Source organism: Flavobacterium sp., from assembly GCF_036515215.1.
Classification (GTDB): Bacteria; Bacteroidota; Bacteroidia; order Flavobacteriales; family Flavobacteriaceae; genus Flavobacterium.
The window spans coordinates 1-15,766 of record NZ_DATBVQ010000060.1; the positions used below are offsets into that span (position 1 = coordinate 1).

Sequence of the window (15,766 nt, forward strand, 5' to 3'; positions counted from 1 at the left end):
AAGACCAAACAATCACTAATTTCAGCTTACTTATTTGTAAGTTTGTACTTCAGTAAATTCCGAATATGATAACCAACTTCAATCTTCGAACCGTAAATGTAACGCGGTACATCTCTCCTTTACGTGAAGGCGGCTCCCTGCCAGCTCTGGCGGAAGCCGACGATGATTTCAAATACGTGCTTAAATTCAAAGGTGCTGGTCACGGTGTCAAAGCCTTAATCGCCGAGTTAATTGGTGGTGAAATCGCCCGCGCCTTAGGCATGAAAATGCCAGAGTTGGTTTTTGCCAATCTCGATGAGGCTTTTGGAAGGACAGAAGCTGATGAGGAAATTCAGGATTTACTTCAGGGAAGTCAAGGGATGAATCTGGCTTTACATTTTCTTTCTGGCGCGATTAATTTTGATCCTGTTGTCACTATTGTCGATTCCGCTCTAGCATCGCAAATTGTATGGCTGGATGCGTATATCACTAATGTTGACCGTACCTTCAGAAACACCAATATGTTGATTTGGCGCAAGGAATTGTGGCTCATTGATCATGGCGCAAGTTTGTATTTCCATCACTCTTGGACCAATTGGGAAAAACATGCCCGAAGCCCTTTTGCTTTGATCAAGGACCACGTATTGTTGCCGCAAGCGGCAGTATTGTCTGAAACGGATACCGCTTTCAAAAAGCTGTTGACTCCCGAAGTATTGGAATCAATCGTAAACCTAATCCCAGAGGATTGGTTGCAGTGGGAAGAGGTGGAAGACAGCCCAGCAGAATTGCGAAACGTATACTTGCAGTTCCTACTAACCCGATTAAATCATTCAGAAATCTTTATTAAGGAAGCCCAAAATGCAAGAGAAAAACTTATATGAGTATGCCGTAATTCGCGTTGTGCCTAGGGTAGAACGCGAAGAATTCCTCAACGTAGGGATTGTTCTTTTTTGCAAAAAAGCCAAATTTATAAAGGTGATCCATTCCCTTGACGTCGACAAAGTGCTGTCCCTATCCGAAGAAGCGGATGTGGAGCAAATACAAATGAATTTATCCGCATTCGAGAAAGTGGCCCACGGCGCCAAAGATGGCGGACCCATTGGGCTGATGGACATTCCTTCACGCTTCCGTTGGCTAACGGCTCTTCGCAGCTCCGTAATCCAAACCTCAAGACCGCATCCAGGATTGTGTGACGATTTGGATAAAACAGCCAAACGCCTGTTTGAGGAGTTGGTCCTCTAAATAATTATACCGAGTAAAATCGTCCATCAACTGGAGTTTATTGTCCATTTTATACTGTTCGGTGCTGTCGCATCTTTGCTAAGTCAATATCGACAACCAATTTAAACAAAAATAAAATGACAACATTCACAGTTCCAACAAGAGAACAAGTAGCGCCGGCAAACCAAGACATTTTCGACAATTTACAAAAAGCTTTAGGATTTGTTCCTAATTTGTATGCCACGATTGCCCATTCCGATAACGGTTTATCTCGTTTTTTGGCGTATCAAAACGCAAAAACCTCTTTGAATAACAAAGAAAAAGAAGCGGTAAACTTAATCGTAAGCCAAGTAAATGGTTGTGTCTATTGCCAAAGTGCACATCTTGTTTTGGGTAAAATGAACGGCTTCTCTGAAGATCAATTATTGGATATCCGCAAAGGAAAAAGTAATGATAGCAAACTGAATTCGTTGGTGCAACTTTCGGCAGAAATCACTGCAAACAAAGGAAATGCTAGTACAGAATCAGTGGATGCTTTTTTCGCTCAAGGCTATACCAACGAAAATTTGGTGGATTTGATTCTCCAAGTGAGCGACAAAACAGCGATGAATTTTTTGCATAATTTGACTCAGGTGCCTGTCGATTTCCCTATAGCTCCCGCTTTGTAAATATAAGTCGCATTTATTCTTTTAGGCCTTACGGAAGAATTTTATAAAATAAGAAACGCATTCAAAAAAGTAAAAACTAAGCAGCAGCTATTAGTTTTTACTTTTTTACTTTTGAAACAAATAGGTAACATGAAACAAATCACTAGAATTGTTGCTATTTCGGGAAGTTTGAAATCGACATCGGCGAATACTAATATTTTGTGGGAAATGGCCAAAATCGCTCCGGAAAATGTCATCGTAAATATACTTGAGGGATTAGACCAATTGCCCCATTTCAATCCAGAAATAATCCAAGAAATTACTGCGGTTACTGATTTCAGAAACCAAATTAAAGCGGCAGATGGCGTTATATTCTCCACTCCCGAATACGCTTTTGGAGTGCCTGGCGTGTTAAAAAATGCCTTGGATTGGCTTGTCTCTTCTGGTGAATTGAATGGCAAAGCAGTTGCTGCGATCAGCGTGTCACCCTTGCACACTGGCGGGGACAAGGCTTTAGCGTCTCTGTTGTTGACGCTTTCTGCGCTGGGTACTACCAAGAGCCCAAATACTGCCGTGGCTATTGGAAGCATCAAAAGTAAAATGAATGAAACGGGGCAGATCACAAATCCTGGAACGCTTGGGGATTTAAACGCGATTCTAGCTTCTTTGTTAGACAGTATAAATCCATAAACAGCTTTTATGATTTTTTGGGCGTAACCCCAAAGCAGAAACCCCCGCTGTAGAATCATGAATCTGCCGCTTTGGGGTTGGGCTTTTGGCTGTATCTTTATTTTTTAAAAGGAAAAAAATAAAGGATGCCGCCGCAATCCCTTACGCGAGCGCTGCAAATGACAGCAGAAGTTTTAGGTTCAATAGGCTCGCTATATTTTATTTCCCTGAAACAAGGTTTCCAATTGCTCAAAACAGGCAGTAATTCCCTGTTCAAATCCCATTTCAATAATGGTTTCTACCTCCTTTTCGGTGGAATATACCATCTTGAATACAACCAAAGTGCCAGTCTCAGTTTTGGTAAAAACGATCGATCCTGTAGAAACGGGCAGGGCAGTGTTAACATTTCCGTCCTCATCACAAAAACTGTCTCTGATTTGAATACTTTCAAGGGGCGCAATGGCGATGTAATCCATGCGTCCCCAATGCTTTTCATTTTCAGGGCTTACCATGGCATATAGCCAATATCCGCCAACTTCGAAGTTCATGCTTTTGGTTTCCGCTTTCCACGGAAGTGGTGCCCACCATTTTTCCAGCAATTCGCTTTCGGTATAGGCGCGCCAGACTTTTTCAAGCGGGGCAGAAAACGCTCTGGATACACGGACTGATTTCTCTTTTAAATCTTTTACAACGACTGTTTTATTGTCCATTTTATTTCGATTTAGTATTTGTTGCTAGCCCGTTCGTTTTCGCGAAGGAATAGTTAGCCTAGTTTTTTCTCCAGTACCATAAACTCCAACGGTGTTTCTGATATCGGGATGTGTACCTCGCTTACAGGGAATGGTTCTCTCGCGCCAGTATCAACATAACCATGGCGTTTGTACCAGGAAATCAATTCTTCCCTGATTGATATTACCGTCATAATGATTCTAGTCAACCCCAATGCAGAGGCATGAATGTCGGCCTGCTGCAGTAATTTTTTCCCGACGCCGCTGTTTTGCAATTCGGGCGAAACCGTCAGCATGCCTAAATACAGTTCTTGTTCCTTCGCCACTAGCAAAACGCAACCTATAATCCGTGAGTTCTCGGTAAATTTAAGAATAGTGTTTTTCGCATTCTCCAATGTTTTCGTTAGCTCCTCTTCGGTGGTTCTGATTCCTTCCAGAATGTTCGCTTCTGTGGTCCATCCTTTTTTCGAGGATTCCCCGCGATAGGCTGAATTGATCAATTTATTTAATTGGGAAACATCCCCTAAAGTTGCTTTTGTAATCATGCGTAATGGCTTTTGTTTTTTGTTTTTCAAAGGTAGAAAAAAGCATAACAAAATGGCATTAGGTTCCAGATCTTGTTTGTCTCTAAATTATGGAGGGATTCTCCAATTTTGATTAAAAAAACATCCAATAAAGGTAATTAAAAATAAATCATATTTTATTGATAGTCAGTTAAATAAGTGGTTATTTTAAGAAAATAAGCTTACCTTTGAAAGTAGAAAATTCACAACAATTTAATATATTAAAGACATGAAAAATTTAAATATTATTTGGGTAATAGTGATGGCATGTGCACTAAATATATCACCAGTATTTGGGCAATCGAGAGCCAAAAAGAATAAAATTATCGCTGACAGTCAAACTGCAAAGGCGGAGTTCATTGCACAAGACGGGCTCATGAAAGGTCTTTTTGATAGGGCTTATGGTTATGTGATTTTTCCCAACGTAGGCAAGGGAGGGCTTGGCGTTGGAGCGGCGGCCGGGAATGGTGCCGTTTATGAACGGGGTAAGGTCATAGGAATGGCAAAGATGTCGCAACTGAGTATAGGATTCCAGGCGGGAGGGCAAGCCTACAGTGAGGTGATATTTTTCGAGTCCAAAAAGGAACTGGATCGTTTCAAAGACAGCCGCTTCGAGTTTGCCGCCCAAGCTTCGGCCGTGGCCGTGACCGAAGGCGCTTCGGCTAATGTGAAATATACTGACGGTGTGATGGTGTTCACCATGGAGAAAGGTGGACTCATGTATGAGGCTTCCATTGGCGGTCAGAAGTTTAAGTATAAAAGGTTGTAAGTGTGCTTGATGCACTTATTGGTCGGGAAATTTGGGATTTATCGGTTCACATTGTGGTCGCGAGCTTCCCAATCATGGCAGCTGCAACTTATAATGCATTCATTTCTTCTTGTGTTTGCGACTGGGACGCTAGCGCCGGCGTTTCGGCCGCAATCTTTCAGTTTTTCGTGGGTTTCAATTTTTGATTCACTTTATATTTTCTTAATACAATGCTTTCAATTTGTATTGGGATCAATTTTTCCTTCGAGGTGACCATATATTTGACTGGATAATCTATTTCCAAAAAAAACAATTTTAAAAAAAGAGAAAATTGTCCATGGCTTTGCGTGCATTCTCCATTATTGTTCTGTGATTATGTGATAACTTTGTTATTATTAAAAGTAATCACTAATAATCAACTGATGGAACAGAAACTGCCCCTTCCGCCGTTTAACATGGAAACCGCTTTGCAAAAAGTGCAACTGGCCGAGGATGCCTGGAACAGCAAAGACCCGGAACGGATTGCCTTGGCATACACCGTCGACACAGTATGGCGCAATAGAACCGAATTCATCAACGGCAGGGAAGCGGTGAAGGAATTCCTGAAAAGCAAATGGGAAAAAGAGTTAAATTACACCCTCAAAAAAGAGCTTTGGGGTTTTCGCGAAAACCGAATGGCGGTGCTTTTTGAGTACGAATACCACAACGCCGACGGACAATGGTTTAGGGCCTATGGAAACGAAAACTGGGAGTTTGACGAGAACGGTTTGATGTGCAAACGTTTTGCCAGCATCAACGATCTAGCCATTGACGAAAAAGACAGAAAGTTTAGATAAAACGCTCTTTTATGACAGATAAAAATGCCCATACTTTAGTCAATCCCCAAAACGGGAATCTGGCTTTCAAACTCTTTACTTTTGAAGACAACAGTTCTTTCGACCACTTGCAACGGCTGAATTACTATTCGCTGATATGGATTAAAAAAGGAAAAGGTACCGTAAAAGTGGATTTCTCTGAGCATCATTTTCAGGAGAATGTTTTGTTGGCTTTTGCGCCATACCAGCCTTTTATGCTGTCCACCCAAGAAAAAATAGAGGGAGTTGTGTTGAATTTTCATCCCGACTTTTTCTGTATTCACAAGCACCAAGCCGAGGTCGCTTGTAACGGTATTTTGTTCAATAACATTTACGAACCGCCATTTGTTTCGATCGATGAAGCCGCCGAGAACACTTTAGATATGGTTTTGGAACAAATAAAGGTAGAAATGCAAAATCCGGCTTTGGCACAATACGAACTGCTGATTTCCTATCTGAAGATTTTCCTGATTACCGCTTCCCGATTAAAAGCTCAGTCGGAAGTTCCTGAATCAAAAGCGGTTTTGGATGCTAAAGAACCGTTCGTGCTTCAGAATTTAAAGAACTACATCGAACTTCATTTCAAGACGAAACATTCCGCAAGCGATTACGCCGATTTGTTGCACCTGACTCCAAAAGCCTTGGCGAAAATCACCAAGACGCATTTCAATAAAACCCTTACCGAGTTGATCTCGGAGCGTATTATCATTGAGGCCAAAAGAGAATTGTACCTGACAAACAAGGCAGTCAAAGAAATCGCTTACGAATTGGGGTATGAGGACGAGCATTATTTTAGCCGTTTCTTCAAAAATAATGCTGACGTTTCTCCTCAAATGTATCGAGATACGGTGGGTTTTGCCCGCGCCATGACTACGCCATAAAAACCGTCACTTCGAATGATTTTAAATGGCAATGGCCTTGCTTTCTGAAATTGTATCGAGAAGCCAAGATTATTTCAGGATTCTCGATACTTCATTCTTTTATGCTCTAACGCAGCAGTCAACTCGAATTGACACATACACAACCGGGGAGCAATAATGCAATCTAAAAATGTTACAATATTCTCCTTATAATTAACGCTCCAGCAGCATTTTATAAGTTTGATTTCCGTCAACTCCTTGTATGAGCAGAAAATAAATTCCGCTTCCAATCTTGTTGTTTCCTGTTCCTGTTCCGTTCCATGGTAAATTATAAATTCCTTTTTCATAATATGCATCAGTAAGTGTGGTGATATGCTGCCCAAAGAGATTGTAAATTTCTGCCTTGTAATTTCCGCTGATTCCAGCTTCTAACTTGATGGTGGTTTGGTTACTGAACGGATTGGGGGCAATATTGGCATTGAATGACCCGTTCCTGTTTTCCGCTAGGAGTGTAGCCGGCATATCTCCCACATAAAAGGGGCGCATCATATCATGGTCCTCATGAGAGAGAATATGACAATGCCATACATACAAACCCTTGAGGTCAAATCGTGCCCTAATCCGCGTAACTTCCCCCGGATACATCACGGCTGTGTCTTTCCATCCGCTTTCATCGGCAGTTGGGAATTTGGATTGCCCCTGTAATTGAAGTGAAGAAGGATCGCCGGGAACGTAGCGTGCTACGTTGAATTTTTGCCTGCTCACAATTTGATAACTCACCAAATGCAGGTGAACGGGATGCGCGTCGGGTGTAGCGTTGATCACTTGCCATTCTTCTAGCGCATTGTGCATTGGATTTTCAGTAATGGGGGAATTGAAATCCAACGCGCCGAGTGCTGAGGTTCCTAATTGTGGTTTGAGGCGCTCAAACTCATCTTCTTTTTCAATCAGTAGAAGCTGACGCGTATTATCGGGAGTACCTAATGCCGCAATTGGGGTAGTCCTGAGAACAGGAGGAATCACACTGTTATCCGCTCCGTTAAGCGCAAGATTAACTCTGAATGCCATGATTTGTCCCGCAACCCTGGGATCGACGGTTTCCCCCGTCGGAAAAGGCGAACGTGCATTATTTTTCATGATTAAGGTTTGTCCAAAGAGCGCGGGATCCGAAAAATCGACGATTACGTCTTTACGCTCTCCCGGAGCCAGCAACATCTGATTTAACGTGACTGGAGCATTTAGCAATCCGCCGTCAGTACCAATTTGAATAAAAGGAATGGTATTGCCTAAAAATAATTTATAAAAACGGGAGTCAGAGCCATTGAGAAAACGAAAACGGTATTTCCTTGGTTCCACGTTCAATACTGGCCATGTTTTTCCGTTTACAACAATGAAATCCCCGAACATTTCGGGTAATATACTTGGGTTTGGTTGACCTGCTTCCTCTGGCATCGAAGGATAAAACAATTGTCCATCGTCCGTAAACATTCGATCTTGTATTACAATGGGAATTTCATAATTTCCGGATGGCAGGTTAAGGTTATCTTCAGATTCTTCGCGCAATAAATAAAAACCGGCAAGCCCGGCATAGACATTTAATCGCGTTATCCCCAAGGCATGGTCGTGGTACCATAAAGTGGTTGCTTCCTGGTCATTAGAATAATTATATACCTGTTGAGACCAGTATGGCCCGGTTTCACCGAAGTCGGGAGTGAACCATGCTTCAGGGTTTCCGTCGCTGGCAGATTCGACATGACCGCCATGAAGGTGCGTCACCACTGGCACTCCATAATTTGGATAATTTTCGGATAAAATAGAAGTGTCAACAGGCAGCAAGTGCGCAAGAGGATTGTTGCCGTCCACTAACTCATTTTTCCATTTTACAGTGATGGGAGTATTTTTTCTAGCCTCGAATGTCGGACCGGGATAACTGCCGTTGTAGCCCCAAACAGTTGTATACATTGGGTTACCGGAGCCGTCCTTCAGTCCCAAATCCTGTTCAAACTGCGTCATGCTCACTTCATAATAAGTTCCACCGGGTACGACAGGCTGAATTACCGACGGAATAGGTAAGGGACTAACGAATTTTTGTTGCGTGGATGGATCCAGTAAAGACTGACCTTGGGCGTCTGTCGTTGCAGCCACCAACATTCCTGTGATTAACACAAACAATGTTCTCATTCTGTAATTTTTTGCCATGATGCTTCGTTTTTAAAATTAATAATTTTAAAATTAGAAGTAGGTCCAGAAAGAAAAAGGTAAGATTTGGAGGGGCTAAATTCGGGTCGATTGCCTAAATAAAGATAAATAAATTTCTTGCTAAATCAAAGCCTAAAACGGATATTTTTTAACTTATCTTTTTAATTTTCAATATTTTATGATTTGAATAAGCCTATCGGAAATTGCCTCGTCAGAACGCAAAATTAATTTTCTGAATTTCAATCGATGATCCATAAAAAAACGACCGAAAATTACCTCCCAGTCGTTAGTATATAATAATACGCAATTTGAGATTTATCCCAAAAACGCTTTCAGTTGCTCGTAGGTTTTGATTTTGGTACTCACTTTATCTTTCCCGAGTACGCTTTCAATTTGTGGAGGGATCGGCAGTTTTACGTTTAGTGCTGGTTCGACAGTATCCAAAAACTTGATTGGGTGGGCAGTTTCAAGGAAAATGCCAACAGCATTCGGGTGGTTTTGGAGTTCTTTTTTCAGTCCCAGATATCCAACGGCACCATGCGGTTCCGCGATGTAACCGTCCGTATTGTATATGGTTTTCATGGCGGCTAAAGTCTCTGCATCGGTGAACGTAAACGAGGAAAAATCTTTTTTGAACTGTTCCAAATCGTTTTGGTACATTTCCTGGATGCGGATGAAATTGCTCGGGTTTCCCACATCCATAGCATTCGAAATCGTTGCTCTGGATGGTTTAGGGTCGTAAATTCCGTTTTCCAAGAATCGTGGCACGGTATCGTTCACATTGGTGGAGGAAACAAAATGTTCCACCGGCAGTCCCATTTTTTTGGCGATGATACCCGCACATATATTCCCGAAGTTTCCGCTCGGACAGGAGAAAACCAAAGGTTTGTTCTGTTTTTTGAGGGCTTTATAGGCAAAGAAGAAATAGAACATCTGTGGCAACCAGCGCGCGATATTGATCGAATTCGCCGAAGTCAGATTGTGGTGTTTCAAACTGTCATCCAAGAACGCTTTTTTGACCATGTCCTGGCAATCGTCAAAAACGCCGTCCACTTCAAGAGCCTTGATGTTTTGTCCCAGCGTCGTCAACTGTCGTTCCTGAATGTCGCTCACTTTGCCCGACGGATAAAGGATAATCACCTCGACTCCCTTTACGCCAAGAAAACCGCTTGCAACGGCACCGCCAGTATCACCCGAAGTAGCGACAAGTACCGTGTTTTTACTATCTTTTTTGTCTCTATTGAAATATCCCAAACAACGGGACATGAATCTTGCGCCCACGTCCTTGAAAGCCATCGTGGGGCCATGAAACAATTCAAGGGAATAGATTCCTTCTTCGACTTCCACCAGCGGGAAATCAAAACAAAGCGTTTCGGCAATGATTTCTTTCAATTTGTCTTCTGGAATTTCGTCACCCACGTATTGACGAATGGCCTGATATGCAATCTCTTCGTTGCTAAGGTTTTCGATAGTGTCAAAAAAACTTTGCGGCAAAGGCGTTATCGTTTCCGGAAAATACAATCCTTTATCGGATGCCAGACCCTGTATTACCGCTTCTTTAAAAGAAACTTTTGGGGCGTTATGGTTTAAACTGTAGTATTTCATTTTTTGTTTCATTGGGAGGCACGAAGCCATCTCATTATCTAATTATTCTAACGCCATCAGGATTCACTTTTGAAACGTGAATCTCGTACGGCAAATTCATTTTGTCATAAATGGCACTCATGGCTTTGGCAATTTGATTGGCTGTTGCCTCTCCTTTGCTTAAAGCAAAAATAGAAGGACCAGAGCCTGATATCCCAGAACCAAGCGCTCCGTTTTCTAAAGCCGTCTGTTTGACCAGATCGAAACCGGGAATCAATACGCTTCTCAAAGGCTCCACGATCTCATCATGCAGTGATCGACCGATTAAATCATAATCTTTGGTGTACAGACCGGCAATCAGTCCGCCCACATTTCCCCATTGCATGATGGCGCTTTTCAGGGAAACCGTTTGCTTCAATACTGAGCGCGCATCGGATGTTTTTAACTCAATTTGTGGATGCACCACAGTGGCATACAATTCAGAAGGACTTTCTATTTTGATTATGTCCAGCGGACTGTAACTGCGCACCAATGTAAAACCTCCCAACAGGGCAGGAGCGACGTTATCGGCATGGGCATTTCCGCAAGCCAGTTTTTCGCCTTGCATGGCAAAAGGAACCAAATCTTTAATTTCAAATGGTCTTCCCAGCAATTCGTTGATGCCAAAAACGGCACCCGCTGAACTGGCCGCGCTGCTGCCGATTCCGCTTCCCGCCTTGATGTTTTTGTAGATTTCTATATCAAAACCCGCATCAGACCTTAAAGCGTCAAGCATAGCCAATGCGGCAACTCCCGCCACGTTTTTTTCGGTTTCAAGCGGTAGGTCGGCACCCACAAGTTTTGTGATGCGAATTCCTTTTTGGTCTGATTTCCGAATAATCATTTCGTCACCCACATTGTCCAAACACAAGCCAAGGACATCAAAGCCACAGGATAGATTAGCGATTGTCGCAGGACAAAATATTTTTATTTCGTTCATATATTTTTGTTTCAGGTTTAAAGTTTAAAGTTTCAGGTTAAAAAAAAGTGTTCTTCAACAACGATCTAACTTGAAACATTAAACTTGAAACTAATTTTTATACATTCCCAATTCTGATCACATCGGCAAAAATACCCGATGCCGTTACGGCTGCTCCGGCCCCGGCCCCTTTAATCAATAAAGGCTGATCTACATAACGGTCTGTGTAGAACAATACGATATTGTCTTTTCCTTCCAAATTATAAAATGGATGCTCTTTTGGGATGAACTGCAAACCGACGCTCGCTTTTCCGTCTTCAAATTGAGCCACAAACTTTAATCGGCTATCTTTTTCATTCGCTTCGGCTAAAATGCTTTCGAAATGACTGGCGTGTGCAATTAAGGACTTAAAGAAATCCTCATTATTAGCTGTTTCCATACATGCTGCAGGAAGAAAAGATTCGTTTTCTATTTCTTCAATTTCCATTTTGTATCCGCTCTCACGAATCAGGATTAATATCTTTCTGGCGACGTCAATTCCGCTCAAATCAATCTTTGGGTCGGGTTCCGTGAATCCTTGTACTCCGGCTTCTTTTACCACATCATGGAAAGAATTGTTTTCATCGAAATTATTGAAGATAAAGTTCAAACTTCCTGATAAAACAGCCTGTATTTTATTGACTTTATCACCCGATGCAACTAAATTTTTTACGGTGTCAATAATAGGTAATCCTGCGCCAACATTCGTTTCAAACAAGAATGGGGCGTTGTATTTTCGAGATAAGTTTTTAAGGTTTTTGTAATTATCGAACGCCGATGAACAGGCTATTTTATTACAAGTTACCACTGCTATATTTTGTCGTAAAAAATGTTCGTAAGTTTGAGAAACACTTTCGTTCGCCGTGATATCCACAAAAATACTGTTACGTAAATTGAACGCTTTTACATTAGAAATGAAAGCTTCCTTATCTGCAATTTCGCCTTTTTCCAAAGCTGATTCCCATTTTTTTAAATCAATGCCGTCTTCATCAAAATGCATTTTTCTGGAATTGGACAATGCGATAACTCGCAGGTTTATTTTTAAGTTGTCTTTCAGGAATTTATTTTGTTGTCTGATTTGGTCGATGAATTTTTCGCCAACATTTCCAACTCCCATAACGAACAGGTTCAATTGTTTAGTATTGTCTTCAAAAAAACGCTCGTGAAGTGTATTCAATGCTTTTTTGACGTCTCTTTCATTGATTACAGCCGAAATGTTTCTTTCGGATGCACCTTGGGCAATCGCGCGAATATTGACGTTGTTTTTTCCTAAAGTGCTGAACATTTTACCGCTCAGTCCTTGGTGGTTTTTCATGTTTTCACCAACTAAGGCGATGATGCATAGGTTTTTCTCCACGATGCAAGGATCGATTTTGTGCTGTAAAATCTCTATTTCAAACGCTTTATTTATGGCCTCTTCAGCCGCTTGGGCATCTGAATTTAGAATTCCTATACAAATGGAATGTTCAGAGGAAGCTTGGGTAATAAAAATAACATTGATATTCTCATTTGATAAAACTTCAAACAGTCTTTTTGAAGAGCCCGAAACACCAATCATTCCAGGTCCTTCAAGCGTAATCAAAGTGATGTGTTCGATATGGCTGATTCCTTTTACGGGAGAACCATTCGAGAGGCTATTGTTTGATATAAAGGTTCCTTCTGCCTCTGGTTCGAAAGTGTTTTTGATATGAATAGGAATGTTCTTTCTCAATACCGGCTGAATAGTTGGAGGAAATAAAACTTTGGCGCCAAAATGGGACAACTCCATGGCTTCTTGATATGAAATAGAGGTAATGGGTTGGGCCTGTTTTACGATTTTTGGGTTGGCAGTATACATTCCATTCACGTCAGTCCAAATTTCCAAATCAGTTGCGTCTAACGCGGCAGCCATGATTGCGGCAGTATAATCAGATCCGCCCCGACCCAAAGTGGTATTGATTCCGTCAAGGGAGGAAGCGATAAAACCTGGTATAACAACAACTCGGGAATCATTCGAACCAATAAAATCAGCGATTAATTGGTTTGTAACTTCAAAATTAACCGCCGCTTTTCCAAAATTATTATTGGTTTTAATCAATTCACGGCTGTCTTTATAACTGCTGTTTTCTAAATTTTGTTTTAGCGCTTCGGCAATGATGTAGGATGACAGTAGTTCACCGAAACTCAAAATTGTGTCGGATGTTCTATTGGATAATTCACCCAAAAGAAAACAACCATCCAATAAAGTCTCCAGATGGTTTATGATTCTCTTGATGTGGCTTAGCGAACCGCTCTGTTCGCTAACAGGAATCAATTCTTTTAAAGCGTCCAGATGTTTTTTCTCTATATCGGCAACAATCTCTTTATATGTTTCATCATTAGAGGCCGCCTTTTCAGAAGCCAATTGCAGTAAATCAGTAACTTTGCTGAGCGCTGAAACTACTATGATCAATTGGTCTTGTTTTGCTTTATTGGATACGATGTCTAGGACACGTTTTATATTTTGGGCATTGGCTACTGAAGTCCCGCCAAATTTTAATATTTTCATTTTGTTCGTTTTGATTTAAAAAAAAAGCAACTTATTTATACATCCAGTAACTTTCTTTCTTAAAAAAGAAAAATAGTACGATAGGATTATATGTAAAATGTATACCCCTAAGGGGTAGTAGTCGTTGTAGCAGTAAATGTAGCGGTAACAGAAATCTCAACCCAAATTTGAGTTGTTATCGAAGAGTGATATGTAGATCTGTTGTCTTTCATTATTGTTTTCCAAAAATACAGTTTTTTATAAAGAGCAAAAAAACTTTTCTCTGTTTTTGCGAATATTTTAATAATCCAATGAGAATTTGCTTCCCGCTGAGCATTTCTCATTTTATGCGCTTATTGGCGGGACAATCGGGATTTTTTCTCAAATGCAGAGTCTGCAAAAACGTGTTTATGATTCTTTTTTTTCAAATTAGGATGCCAATTTGCCCTTGTTTCGACTTGATAAACAAGGTATTCGTTTATTATGTGGGCTAATTGCATTTTTGAATGCCGTTTGACACAGTAAAATGTAGGAGTTCGGCATATTTTTGAAACCGCATTGCCATAAAGGAAGAATATTCTTGTGATTTCTGCATCAAGTTCATTTAATCAATATTTTTTGACATAGTTTTTAAATTATTGACAATATATGTTGCTTTTTAATATTGATTTATTGAATTTTGGCTACTCAAAATTCAATGCAAAATGGACAATACACATTATATAAGTACTGAGGTGCTTTCTCTCGAAATAGTGCAAGAAATTATTTCGCAACACAAATTATTGGAATTGTCTGATGAGGCCAAAATAAACATTCAAAAATGTCGTGATTTTTTAGATAAAAAAATGGCTTCCCATTCGGAGCCTATTTATGGTATAAACACTGGTTTTGGGTCGCTTTGCAATGTGAAAATCTCAAACGAGAACCTATCTAAACTGCAGGAAAACTTAGTGAAATCGCATTCTTGCGGTACCGGTGAAGAAGTCCCGACTGCCATTGTAAAATTGATGTTGTTGCTTAAAATTCAATCTTTGAGCTACGGACATTCGGGAATACAATTGCAAACGGTGGAGCGACTAGTTGCCTTTTACAACAATGATATATTGCCTGTAATTTACACCCAGGGTTCGTTAGGTGCCTCAGGGGATTTAGCTCCTTTGGCGCATCTGTCATTGCCGTTGTTAGGTGAGGGTGAAGTGTATTTTGAAGGCAAAAAAGTACATACAAGTGTGGTAATGAAACACTTTGACTGGGAGCCAATCATATTGAAATCCAAAGAAGGTTTGGCTTTGTTGAACGGTACTCAATTCATGAGCGCATATGGAGTCCATATTTTAATGAAAGCGAACAAGTTCTCTTATTTGGCTGATCTAATAGCGACAATCTCTTTGGAAGGATTTGATGGTCGCATCGAACCATTTCATGAACTGATACATTTCATCCGACCTCACAAAGGGCAAATTGTAACCGCTAGCCGCGTTAAAGGATTTTTGGAGGGCAGTGAAATCATCGAGCAAGAGAAAACGCATGTGCAAGATCCGTATTCTTTTCGTTGTATCCCCCAAGTTCATGGGGCTTCAAAAGACGCTTTCGAGTACGTGAAAAAAGTATTCAAGACAGAAATTAATTCGGTTACGGACAATCCCAATATATTTATCGAAAGCGACCAAATTATATCCGGAGGTAATTTTCACGGACAACCTTTGGCATTGGCATTGGATTTTATGGCAATTGCTTTGGCTGAATTAGGAAGTATTTCAGAGAGAAGGACCTATCAATTGATTTCAGGATTGCGCAATCTGCCTGCATTTTTGGTGGACAATCCCGGATTGAATTCCGGATTGATGATTCCCCAATACACGGCAGCCAGCATTGCAAGTCAGAACAAACAATTGGCGACACCATCAAGTATTGACAGTATAGTATCGAGCAATGGCCAAGAAGACCATGTAAGTATGGGAGCAAACGGAGCCACAAAAGCATTGAGAGTGATGGATAATATCGAGCGCATTTTGGCAATAGAGTTAATGAATGCATCCCAAGCCATTCAATTCAGAAGACCCTTGCAATCCGGCGATTTTATCGAAATGTTTTTAACGGCCTACAGAGAAGAGGTTCCTTTTATAAGAGAAGACCGCATTTTGCATTATGATATCGAAAAAACGGTGTCTTTCTTAAACAGTTTCCAGATCGAGGAAGATTGATTAGCTT

Annotated in this window: 15 protein-coding genes; 9 read left to right on the forward strand and 6 right to left on the reverse strand. The window is 40.9% G+C overall.

Annotated features, from left to right (window positions below; all coding sequences use genetic code 11):
• Positions 1 to 65: 65 nt before the first annotated feature.
• The 4 genes from VIH09_RS04425 (at position 66) to VIH09_RS04440 (ending at position 2,537) form a co-directional block, all read left to right on the forward strand.
• Positions 66 to 860: a HipA family kinase gene (locus VIH09_RS04425; protein WP_331578296.1), complete on the forward strand. Its 795-nt coding sequence runs from the start codon at positions 66 to 68 to the stop codon at positions 858 to 860.
• Positions 838 to 1,221 (forward strand): DUF3037 domain-containing protein, encoded by a 384-nt coding sequence (locus tag VIH09_RS04430; RefSeq protein ID WP_331578298.1) that lies wholly within the window; start codon positions 838 to 840, stop codon positions 1,219 to 1,221. The genes VIH09_RS04425 and VIH09_RS04430 overlap by 23 nt, the downstream gene beginning before the upstream one ends.
• 116 nt (positions 1,222 to 1,337) lie before the next feature.
• Positions 1,338 to 1,868 (forward strand): carboxymuconolactone decarboxylase family protein, encoded by a 531-nt coding sequence (locus VIH09_RS04435; protein ID WP_331578300.1) that lies wholly within the window; start codon positions 1,338 to 1,340, stop codon positions 1,866 to 1,868.
• Positions 1,869 to 1,997: 129 nt separating this feature from the next.
• Positions 1,998 to 2,537, forward strand: a complete 540-nt coding sequence (locus VIH09_RS04440) for an NADPH-dependent FMN reductase (RefSeq protein WP_331578302.1) — start codon at positions 1,998 to 2,000, stop codon at positions 2,535 to 2,537.
• Positions 2,538 to 2,728: 191 nt separating this feature from the next.
• Here the strand turns inward: VIH09_RS04440 and VIH09_RS04445 are convergent, their stop codons facing one another.
• Both VIH09_RS04445 and VIH09_RS04450 read right to left on the reverse strand, forming a co-directional pair.
• Positions 2,729 to 3,226, reverse strand: a complete 498-nt coding sequence (locus tag VIH09_RS04445; RefSeq protein WP_331578304.1) for an SRPBCC domain-containing protein — start codon at positions 3,224 to 3,226, stop codon at positions 2,729 to 2,731.
• Between the two features lie 53 nt (positions 3,227 to 3,279).
• Positions 3,280 to 3,789 carry a GNAT family N-acetyltransferase gene (locus tag VIH09_RS04450; protein ID WP_331578306.1) on the reverse strand — a complete coding sequence of 170 codons (510 nt, stop codon included), beginning with the start codon at positions 3,787 to 3,789 and terminating at the stop codon, positions 3,280 to 3,282.
• 247 nt (positions 3,790 to 4,036) lie between these two features.
• Between VIH09_RS04450 and VIH09_RS04455 the strand changes: the two genes are divergently transcribed.
• The 4 genes from VIH09_RS04455 to VIH09_RS04470 all read left to right on the forward strand — a co-directional run bounded on the left by VIH09_RS04455 (position 4,037) and on the right by VIH09_RS04470 (position 6,290).
• Positions 4,037 to 4,576: a YSC84-related protein gene (locus VIH09_RS04455; protein ID WP_331578308.1), complete on the forward strand. Its 540-nt coding sequence runs from the start codon at positions 4,037 to 4,039 to the stop codon at positions 4,574 to 4,576.
• A gap of 2 nt (positions 4,577 to 4,578) precedes the next feature.
• Positions 4,579 to 4,761 carry a hypothetical protein gene (locus VIH09_RS04460; protein WP_331578310.1) on the forward strand — a complete coding sequence of 61 codons (183 nt, stop codon included), beginning with the start codon at positions 4,579 to 4,581 and terminating at the stop codon, positions 4,759 to 4,761.
• A 216-nt stretch (positions 4,762 to 4,977) separates the two neighbouring features.
• On the forward strand, positions 4,978 to 5,391 hold the full coding sequence (locus tag VIH09_RS04465; RefSeq protein WP_331578312.1) for a nuclear transport factor 2 family protein: 414 nt from the start codon (positions 4,978 to 4,980) through the stop codon (positions 5,389 to 5,391).
• An 11-nt stretch (positions 5,392 to 5,402) separates the two neighbouring features.
• A complete protein-coding gene (locus tag VIH09_RS04470) occupies positions 5,403 to 6,290 on the forward strand; it encodes a helix-turn-helix domain-containing protein (RefSeq protein ID WP_331578314.1) in 888 nt (295 codons plus the stop codon).
• Positions 6,291 to 6,482: 192 nt separating this feature from the next.
• Here the strand turns inward: VIH09_RS04470 and VIH09_RS04475 are convergent, their stop codons facing one another.
• The 4 genes from VIH09_RS04475 to thrA form a co-directional block, all read right to left on the reverse strand.
• Positions 6,483 to 8,468, reverse strand: coding sequence for a multicopper oxidase domain-containing protein (locus VIH09_RS04475; protein ID WP_331578316.1), 1,986 nt, complete (start codon positions 8,466 to 8,468; stop codon positions 6,483 to 6,485).
• A 315-nt stretch (positions 8,469 to 8,783) separates the two neighbouring features.
• Positions 8,784 to 10,073, reverse strand: coding sequence for a threonine synthase (thrC, locus tag VIH09_RS04480; RefSeq protein ID WP_331578318.1), 1,290 nt, complete (start codon positions 10,071 to 10,073; stop codon positions 8,784 to 8,786).
• Between the two features lie 34 nt (positions 10,074 to 10,107).
• Entirely contained in the window at positions 10,108 to 11,031 is a 924-nt protein-coding gene (locus VIH09_RS04485) for a homoserine kinase (protein WP_331578320.1), read from the reverse strand.
• A 97-nt stretch (positions 11,032 to 11,128) separates the two neighbouring features.
• Complete coding sequence (thrA, locus tag VIH09_RS04490) at positions 11,129 to 13,576, reverse strand: bifunctional aspartate kinase/homoserine dehydrogenase I (RefSeq protein WP_331578322.1); 2,448 nt, start codon at positions 13,574 to 13,576, stop codon at positions 11,129 to 11,131.
• A gap of 683 nt (positions 13,577 to 14,259) precedes the next feature.
• On the opposite strand from thrA, the gene hutH reads away from it, so the two are divergent.
• Positions 14,260 to 15,759, forward strand: a complete 1,500-nt coding sequence (hutH, locus tag VIH09_RS04495) for a histidine ammonia-lyase (protein ID WP_331578324.1) — start codon at positions 14,260 to 14,262, stop codon at positions 15,757 to 15,759.
• Positions 15,760 to 15,766 lie beyond the last annotated feature (7 nt).

Bases quoted from the DNA above. Each gene is read 5' to 3' on its own strand.
- VIH09_RS04425 (WP_331578296.1), top strand. From the start codon at position 66: ATGATAACCAACTTCAATCTTCGAACCGTAAATGTAACGCGGTACATC.
- VIH09_RS04430 (WP_331578298.1), top strand. From the start codon at position 838: ATGCAAGAGAAAAACTTATATGAGTATGCCGTAATTCGCGTTGTGCCT.
- VIH09_RS04435 (WP_331578300.1), top strand. From the start codon at position 1,338: ATGACAACATTCACAGTTCCAACAAGAGAACAAGTAGCGCCGGCAAAC.
- VIH09_RS04440 (WP_331578302.1), top strand. From the start codon at position 1,998: ATGAAACAAATCACTAGAATTGTTGCTATTTCGGGAAGTTTGAAATCG.
- VIH09_RS04445 (WP_331578304.1), bottom strand. From the start codon at position 3,226: ATGGACAATAAAACAGTCGTTGTAAAAGATTTAAAAGAGAAATCAGTC.
- VIH09_RS04450 (WP_331578306.1), bottom strand. From the start codon at position 3,789: ATGATTACAAAAGCAACTTTAGGGGATGTTTCCCAATTAAATAAATTG.
- VIH09_RS04455 (WP_331578308.1), top strand. From the start codon at position 4,037: ATGAAAAATTTAAATATTATTTGGGTAATAGTGATGGCATGTGCACTA.
- VIH09_RS04465 (WP_331578312.1), top strand. From the start codon at position 4,978: ATGGAACAGAAACTGCCCCTTCCGCCGTTTAACATGGAAACCGCTTTG.
- VIH09_RS04470 (WP_331578314.1), top strand. From the start codon at position 5,403: ATGACAGATAAAAATGCCCATACTTTAGTCAATCCCCAAAACGGGAAT.
- VIH09_RS04475 (WP_331578316.1), bottom strand. From the start codon at position 8,468: ATGGCAAAAAATTACAGAATGAGAACATTGTTTGTGTTAATCACAGGA.
- thrC (WP_331578318.1), bottom strand. From the start codon at position 10,073: ATGAAATACTACAGTTTAAACCATAACGCCCCAAAAGTTTCTTTTAAA.
- VIH09_RS04485 (WP_331578320.1), bottom strand. From the start codon at position 11,031: ATGAACGAAATAAAAATATTTTGTCCTGCGACAATCGCTAATCTATCC.
- thrA (WP_331578322.1), bottom strand. From the start codon at position 13,576: ATGAAAATATTAAAATTTGGCGGGACTTCAGTAGCCAATGCCCAAAAT.
- hutH (WP_331578324.1), top strand. From the start codon at position 14,260: ATGGACAATACACATTATATAAGTACTGAGGTGCTTTCTCTCGAAATA.